The 6,424-nt window shown below is 67.7% G+C and carries 11 protein-coding genes; 4 read left to right on the plus strand and 7 right to left on the minus strand.

Annotated elements, in window-relative coordinates:
* The first annotated feature begins 88 nt into the window (after positions 1–88).
* From ACYU98_RS06905 to ACYU98_RS06920, 4 genes are all read left to right on the plus strand, one after another.
* The gene (locus ACYU98_RS06905; RefSeq protein ID WP_460467467.1) at positions 89–937 is read left to right on the plus strand and encodes a hypothetical protein; all 849 of its coding nucleotides are present in this window, start codon (positions 89–91) and stop codon (positions 935–937) included.
* Entirely contained in the window at positions 934–1,095 is a 162-nt protein-coding gene (locus ACYU98_RS06910; protein WP_460467468.1) for a hypothetical protein, read from the plus strand. Before ACYU98_RS06905 ends, ACYU98_RS06910 begins: the two co-directional genes overlap by 4 nt.
* Positions 1,096–1,278: 183 nt before the next feature.
* Complete coding sequence (locus ACYU98_RS06915; RefSeq protein WP_460467469.1) at positions 1,279–1,620, plus strand: hypothetical protein; 342 nt, start codon at positions 1,279–1,281, stop codon at positions 1,618–1,620.
* Positions 1,604–2,935, plus strand: a complete 1,332-nt coding sequence (locus ACYU98_RS06920) for a hypothetical protein (RefSeq protein WP_460467470.1) — start codon at positions 1,604–1,606, stop codon at positions 2,933–2,935. The genes ACYU98_RS06915 and ACYU98_RS06920 overlap by 17 nt, the downstream gene beginning before the upstream one ends.
* On the opposite strand, the gene ACYU98_RS06925 is transcribed toward ACYU98_RS06920, so the two are convergent.
* The 7 genes from ACYU98_RS06925 to ACYU98_RS06955 form a co-directional block, all read right to left on the minus strand.
* Positions 2,913–3,197 carry an ArsR/SmtB family transcription factor gene (locus tag ACYU98_RS06925; RefSeq protein ID WP_460467478.1) on the minus strand — a complete coding sequence of 95 codons (285 nt, stop codon included), beginning with the start codon at positions 3,195–3,197 and terminating at the stop codon, positions 2,913–2,915. The two genes, ACYU98_RS06920 and ACYU98_RS06925, sit on opposite strands and share 23 nt — an antisense overlap.
* A gap of 82 nt (positions 3,198–3,279) precedes the next feature.
* Positions 3,280–3,531, minus strand: a complete 252-nt coding sequence (locus ACYU98_RS06930; protein WP_460467471.1) for a hypothetical protein — start codon at positions 3,529–3,531, stop codon at positions 3,280–3,282.
* Between the two features lie 279 nt (positions 3,532–3,810).
* Positions 3,811–3,981 (minus strand): hypothetical protein, encoded by a 171-nt coding sequence (locus ACYU98_RS06935; protein ID WP_460467472.1) that lies wholly within the window; start codon positions 3,979–3,981, stop codon positions 3,811–3,813.
* Positions 3,978–4,505, minus strand: coding sequence for a hypothetical protein (locus ACYU98_RS06940; RefSeq protein WP_460467473.1), 528 nt, complete (start codon positions 4,503–4,505; stop codon positions 3,978–3,980). Before ACYU98_RS06940 ends, ACYU98_RS06935 begins: the two co-directional genes overlap by 4 nt.
* Complete coding sequence (locus ACYU98_RS06945) at positions 4,502–5,275, minus strand: ParA family protein (protein WP_460467474.1); 774 nt, start codon at positions 5,273–5,275, stop codon at positions 4,502–4,504. Before ACYU98_RS06945 ends, ACYU98_RS06940 begins: the two co-directional genes overlap by 4 nt.
* Before the next feature lie 175 nt (positions 5,276–5,450).
* Positions 5,451–5,990 (minus strand): hypothetical protein, encoded by a 540-nt coding sequence (locus tag ACYU98_RS06950; protein ID WP_460467475.1) that lies wholly within the window; start codon positions 5,988–5,990, stop codon positions 5,451–5,453.
* The coding region (locus ACYU98_RS06955) for a hypothetical protein (protein WP_460467476.1) at positions 5,987–6,424 on the minus strand (438 nt) is incomplete at its 5' end. The genes ACYU98_RS06950 and ACYU98_RS06955, both read right to left, overlap by 4 nt.

Raw genomic sequence — 6,424 nt, forward strand, 5'->3', positions numbered from 1 at the left:
ACCTCACTTCTCATAGAGGGCAACTTTTATGCATGTTCAGATTAAGACTGGTTCGAAGCGTCGTATCCGTGGGTCGGAAGACATCCCCATGCTGCTCGAGGAGCTGGAAGCCGAGGAGTGGGCTGGACCCCGCCTGTCGGTGTTGAGCGACGACGCGTGGCTTTACGGCTGGGACATCTTGCGCGGCATGATTCGCGCCGGCCAGATGGGCGCGGTCAAGACCGGCAGGGTACCCCCGCCGGTGCTGAGTGACACCGCCCTCGGTCTGCTGATGGCCGATGCCGGCGAGCGTGAAGGTGTGGTCATCGAGACGCTTGGGCTCGCCGTGCCGGCACTTATCAACCAGCTGCGCTCGGGAACGTTCGATCCGGACCGGGGCGCCGCGCTCGAGACCTACTTCGTCGGCGGCTGTGCGATCGCCTACAAGAAGGTGGTGACCAAGTGGGCGAACGCTCTCGCCGAGCGGTGGGGATCGCTTGAGGACCGCGTCGGCCTCCTGTTTCAGGCGATCCCTGGCGACTGGGAAAGCGACCAGGTCGACCTCTACGAGATGCGTCGCAGCCTCGGTCGTCTGCTGCGGGAGATGTCGCCGGTCCAGAAGCAGATCGCTGCCCGTGTAGGCATCGGCATGACGCACGCGGAGATCGCCGACGATCTGAATCTGAGCTCTCCCCGTGCCGTGGAAGGACAGATGCGTCGGACCCGGAAGATGGGCTGGGGCTTGGTCGACAAGGGGCACCTTGGCGAGCTGTTCGCAGTGGGGATCCTGACGTCGCGATTCAGCGACGAAGACCCCTCAGATTTCGAAGACCCCTCAGATTTCAGTTTCGTCTCCGGCCCGGAGAGTCTGCTGAGCCTGCGGTCTCGGCTCGGGGCCAGGGCCACCGGGGACAGCGACGGGCTGCCGGACTGGATCGATGACGGAATGACGCCATGAGGTCGCCGGTACGTCTGGGTCGGCCACCCCGCCGGCCGTCGGACGAAACACTGCTCGCGGCCGCTCGTGAGGGATGGGGGGTCTCGATTCGTCTCGGCCTGCTGCTGGTGGTCTGCGGGATACCCACGCTGGCCCTGCTCATCCTGGTGATGATCTGACTCAATCATTCACAGCGACCAGCTGCCCCGCTGGTTGTCCACCGTGTCGGCGCGGTCCGGCGCCCGCCGCGCACCGGGTTCCATGCTGGATACGAGGTCAGTGAGGAGGTGATGACGATGAAGATCAAGGAGAGGCGCCGTGCAAGCGGTGCTGGAGTAGGAGTGCGACTTAGTGTGAGTGGCATGGGGACAGTCACAGAACAGCTGTCGATCGCGCACGCGCTGGTGGGCCACGCGATGCTGCAGACCGGGCAACAGGCCGGCTCTGCCAGCGCGGCGATCTGGGCGCAGTGCCAGGAGATCCGGAACCGACTGGAGGACTGCGGCGCCGAGCCCGACCCGTACCTGCGGGAAGAGGACGCCGGCAACGAGCCTGCGCAGCTGCTGAACGCAGCCCTGGACGCACTGGAGGAGATCCCGCAGGATCAGCGACCGGTGTTCCTGAGCGCGGTGTGGCCGATGGTGGCCGGCGTGCTGCTGCTCCTGCCTGAGCTCGAGGGGGCGGGCGATGGCCACCAGCGCTGACGATCTCCTCGGTGAAGCGCACCGTGAGCTGCAGCGATCAGCCCGATCGCTGCCGGTCCGGGGCCCGCTGTCCGGACGGCCGGCGGCAGCACACGAAGCAGCCGCGGCGTCGGCCGCGGCATGGCCCCGCCTGGCCGCGGCGCAAGCATCAACTCTGCGCGCCGCACCGGTGGGCCCAGGACGCCAGGCCCAACTCGAGCCGGTGCTGACGAGGCTGGATCGGGTCGCGCGTCAGGACCCGCCGCCTGGCATCGAACCTGATCCGCACCTCGTGCGAGCCGTCGACCTGACCTCTGCGGCGGCTGACGCGTTGCGGTCGACCGCTCCTCCCCCGGGCTTCACGCGAGACGCGACGGGAACGATCGACCAAGTGCTCTCCAGCATCGAAACTGCCGCGACGTTGACCGCGGTGTACGCCGAATGGGTCCCAGAGCCAAGCAATCGACCTCGAAGCTCCGAAGGCTTGCCGGCAGATTCCGCACAACCCGCCCGGTGGCGCGACCTGGCCCACGTCGCTTACGCGTCGCGGACGACGCTGGATCCGCGGCAGCGGACTAGCGAGGCCGGTGAGGTCCCGATCCTGTCCAGCCGTGACACCGGGCTGGCTGCGGTTCTTGAGCGGTGGCGTCGGGCAGCCCATCAGGCATCGCAGCTGACGGTTGCTCCCACCCGTGACGTTCCTTTGGTGGCTGCTGGTCTGTGGCAGATCCACGGGGTCGCCCACGATGCGGGGATCGCTGGTTCACGCCCAGCTGCGGCCGCTTGGCAGGCCGTCGCCGTGCGCGGTTGGGGTGTCACGAATCGCATCCCGGGCCCAGTCGATCAGCAACTACGGGACGCGGCCGCGCAGCTGCGCCTGGAGCTGCGCGAACACGGTTCGAGCCTTGCTACCGGCCAAGGCCCTGAGGCTGACGCGCTTGGGCAGTTCGTCCGCGCACACAGCGAGAGCACTGCGGAGTTGCATCAACAGCAGATCCAGTCGGTGGTGCAGTCGCAGCAGATCATTGTCCCCGCACGGGCGCTGCTGGCGTCTCTCCCCCGGCCGTACGACCCCGCCCTCGCCGAGGCCGCTCACAAGCGGCGCTGGGTTGCCCTCCCTCCGGAATCACCAATCGCAACAACGTTGCTCGACGCGACCAACGCAGCCGCCTCAGCAACGACGGACGCCGCGCTGATCGCTCGGACCCGTCAGATGCACGAACATTCCTTCCCAGCGGATCGTGGGTATGCCCCTGGCGACCCTCCCAGCCTCGGACGGGGGTCAGCAGCGCGCAACGTGCAGGATCGCGATGTCACGCGCGGCTACTCGCGTTGACTGGTGGCTCCTCGAACTTCACTCGGTTGGGTACGAGCAAGCCCTGGACCTTGGCTAGCGCTCCGGGGACCAGCTGCCATCGAGACGCCCGCCCCTGGCCGACCACTTCGACCAGGCCAGCCGCTTGCAGAACCTTCACGTGCTCAGCGGCCACGCCTTGAGTAACGGCGGCACGCAACTGCACGAGAGAGACTGGCCGGTCTGAGTTCAGCATCACTCGCAAGAGCCTTAGTCGGCTCGGGTGACTGAGCGCCTGGAACACGAACGCTGCAGGCGTGGGGTCGTTGTCGCTTTCGATCGGGCGTGCGGCATACAACGCCGGCGGAAGGTTCAACCTGATCCCCCTAAGTTAGGGAGCCCTGTTCGCGGCGGACGTAGTCGTCAACGCGCAGGCACTCATCGTCGGAGAACAGCGCCTCGACGACGCACCGGCGGTCCGTGAAACCTTCGTCGTCGCGGGACACGGCCTCGAGGTGGTCGGCGGTCTGGTCGGCACGGGTCGACCCGTACGGCCCAGCGAACCACTCGTTGGTCTCCCCATCGCTGAGCGTGTCCGTGACCCGGACGATGTAGACGTTGCTGTGGCTGTAGGTCATGGCTTCCCCTGTTGGTTAACGGCGGCGTCAGTGTCGACGTCGACCGTGGTTACGGCCGATCGCGGCTTGTGCTGGCAGGCGCAGTGCCGCCACGGATACTCCCGGCCGGCCTTGGTGTCGATGCAATCGTCCGCCTGGTGCTGCTCGCGGCACGGTTCACAGATCACGGTTGCCCCCTCCCCCGGTCGCGCCGCGCGAGCTCGCGGGGGCCGTTGTCGGATGCCATGCTCGCGCACCTTCCCGGTTAGTGGAGATAGTGCCGATAGTGGACATAGGTGGTCACTCGTGGTGATACGTCGTCGGGCTGCGCCAGCAGTAGTCGACACGGTTTGCCGGAGCGGGCGAGGTGATCAGCCACTCCCCCACGGATGGCCAGGACACGGCTGTTGTTCCGTGACTGGGGCTGCCGTGTGGCTTGAGAACGGCCGCCAGCGCCTGCTCGAGCGTCACGACCTCGGCTCCGTCTTGGTGCTGCGGCGCTTGGGCCGGCTCGGCAGCGGGCCCCCACCGCGGCGCTTTCGAGTTTCCTCGATCGCCCACTGGACGGCTTCGGCAGCGAACGTGGAGCGGCCGATCGGGCCGCGGCGTTCAAGGTCGGCAGCTCGCGCACCGTCGAGGCGTTCCCAGGCTGTGTCGGTCATCACGTAGGAGCGGATGGTGCCGCTGCCGGTGCGGCCAACGAGCCGGCTTTCCCGGCGGGCCGGCGTCAGATCCGCCCACCGCTCCACTGCGGCCTGGACCCACCGGTCCAGGCTGCTCGCGGCCTGGTCACCCAGGTCCATCAGGTCGGCGTACTGCGCCGAGCGCAGGTCTTCGTAGACGTCCTCGGGCATGTTGATGCTCACTCGCGCCGGGCGCTTCTTCTCCGTGGCCGGCTTCTGCGGCGGAGCCTCGTCGACGCCCAGGTCGTCGATGCCGGCGACTTTCAGGCCACCGCTGAAACTCCGAAAGCTCTGCTTCTCGTTCTCGCTCATGCTGCGACTCCTGTCGTGCTGCGGATGATGTGGCCCAGGACGTCGACGTAGTCCTGCGCTACGCCTTCGCGCGGGCTGTAGATCGATACCGGTTGTCCGGCGTCGTAGGCGTCGCCGACACGGACGCTGCGGCGGATTGGGGCGGTCACGTGCTCCGGTCCGTAGGTCTGACGCAGCTGGTCGATCACGTCGCGGGGCCGCCTGGTGCGTGGGTCGTACATCGTCGGCACGATCCAGTCGAGCCGGGCCCCTGGCCGCAGCCGGCGGCCGATCGTCTGCAGTACGGCCTCGAGTCGGGCCAGCTGCTCCACCCCGTCCCACTCGCAGGTGGTCGGCGCTATGACCACCTCTGCGGCTACGAGGGCGGTCAACGCCAGCCGGTCGAGGCTGGGCGGCGCGTCGATGACGATGTCGTCCCACGGCACTCCCCCCGCTCGCAGGTCGTCGCGCAGCCCGGTGATCAGGTCCGGCGTCGATGTCGGGTCCAGGTTGGTCAGGTCGTGGCTGCCAACCACGATGTGCGCTCCAGGCACCGACGGCGCCGGGACCGCGGCCTCACGCAGGGTTGCCTCGGCGGTGATCACGTGCACCGCGCCGGCCTTCAGGTCGGTGTCGGAGCCAATGCCGACGCGGGCTGAGAAGTTGCCCTGCTGGTCGAGGTCGATTCCTAGCGCAGTACGGCCGGCCCGAGCACAGGCGGCGAGCAGTTCCGCGGCCGTGGTCGATTTGGCCACACCGCCTTTGCCGTTGGCTACGGCGTACGTCGTCATCCGCGTCACCCTTTCGCGTCGTGGGATCCTGAGTGTCCAGGATAGTGGAAATAGTGGGGGTAGTGGATATAGTGGGTTTTCTCGGCGAGTTGTAGGCTGAGCGACGGTTCCTGGTTGGTACCCGGCGAACCACCCCGGGCCCCGCTGGTATCCAGTGGGGCCCGGGGTTTCTGCGTCAGCCGGTGTGGTTCAGAGCACGGACCACCTCCTGTGCCTGCTCGAACGTCAGCAACCGCAACGTGAGCTCGACGGAGTCGCCGTGGCAACGCCCCCTCCCCCATCCCGGCCCGGGCGCGTCCACGGTGAACTCCGCTGGGTCGTCGGCCGACGGCCTCCCCAGTGCCGCCGCGGTTCTCTCCACCTTCTCCTCGAGCTCGCGCGCCGTCCGCAGAGTTGCGCGGATCTCCTGCAGCAGGTCCGCCGTCTCCGGGGTCAGTAGCGACCGGGCGACGTGCTTCGCGGCCGCCTCAGGTGTGCGACCGGTGGCGAATGTGCACCGTCGCATCAGGTAGGCGCGCCACTGCCCGGGCCACAGGATCAGTGCCTCGATACGCCCCGTCAGCCGTTCCGGGCCAACGCGCAGCACCAGGCCGTCACTGACCCGCACGAGCCGAGCGTGATTGGGCCAGCCGGCGCCCTGCTCCTCCAACCGCCACTCTCCCGGCAGAACTGGGTTCAGTGCCCGGGCCCAGGTCGCTCCGACGCCAGCGCTCATCGCCCGGCCTCCTGCGGGTGCTCGAAGTCGATGTGGGCGACCCCGAGCAACTCCGCGGCGTCATGGCTGACGGCCGGCACGCCGGTCGCACCACAGATGCCGCAGCACCACACGTGCACTCCCTGGACGCTGGTGACGTACAGCTCCGGCGGCAGGGTCAGCGCCTGAACGCCCTTGGTTGTCCTCATGGTGATGTCCTTTCGGTTGGTACCCGGTCTGACTTCTTCATTGTAGTGGACATAGTGGAGATAGTGGAATGCTTCGGGGGTGCTGTCTTGATAGTTGAGATAGTGGAACGAGACGCGAAAAACCCCGCCAATCCGGGCCATCCCCTCCTCAAAGCTCTGAGCGCGGCCGAAGGCCGCTCCGAGCCAGTCGGGCCGGGCTTGGTGTCGCGCGGAGCTTGCGGAGCGCGCGCCCGGCCCTCGACTGGC

The sequence above is a fragment of the Calidifontibacter terrae genome, assembly GCF_054778835.1.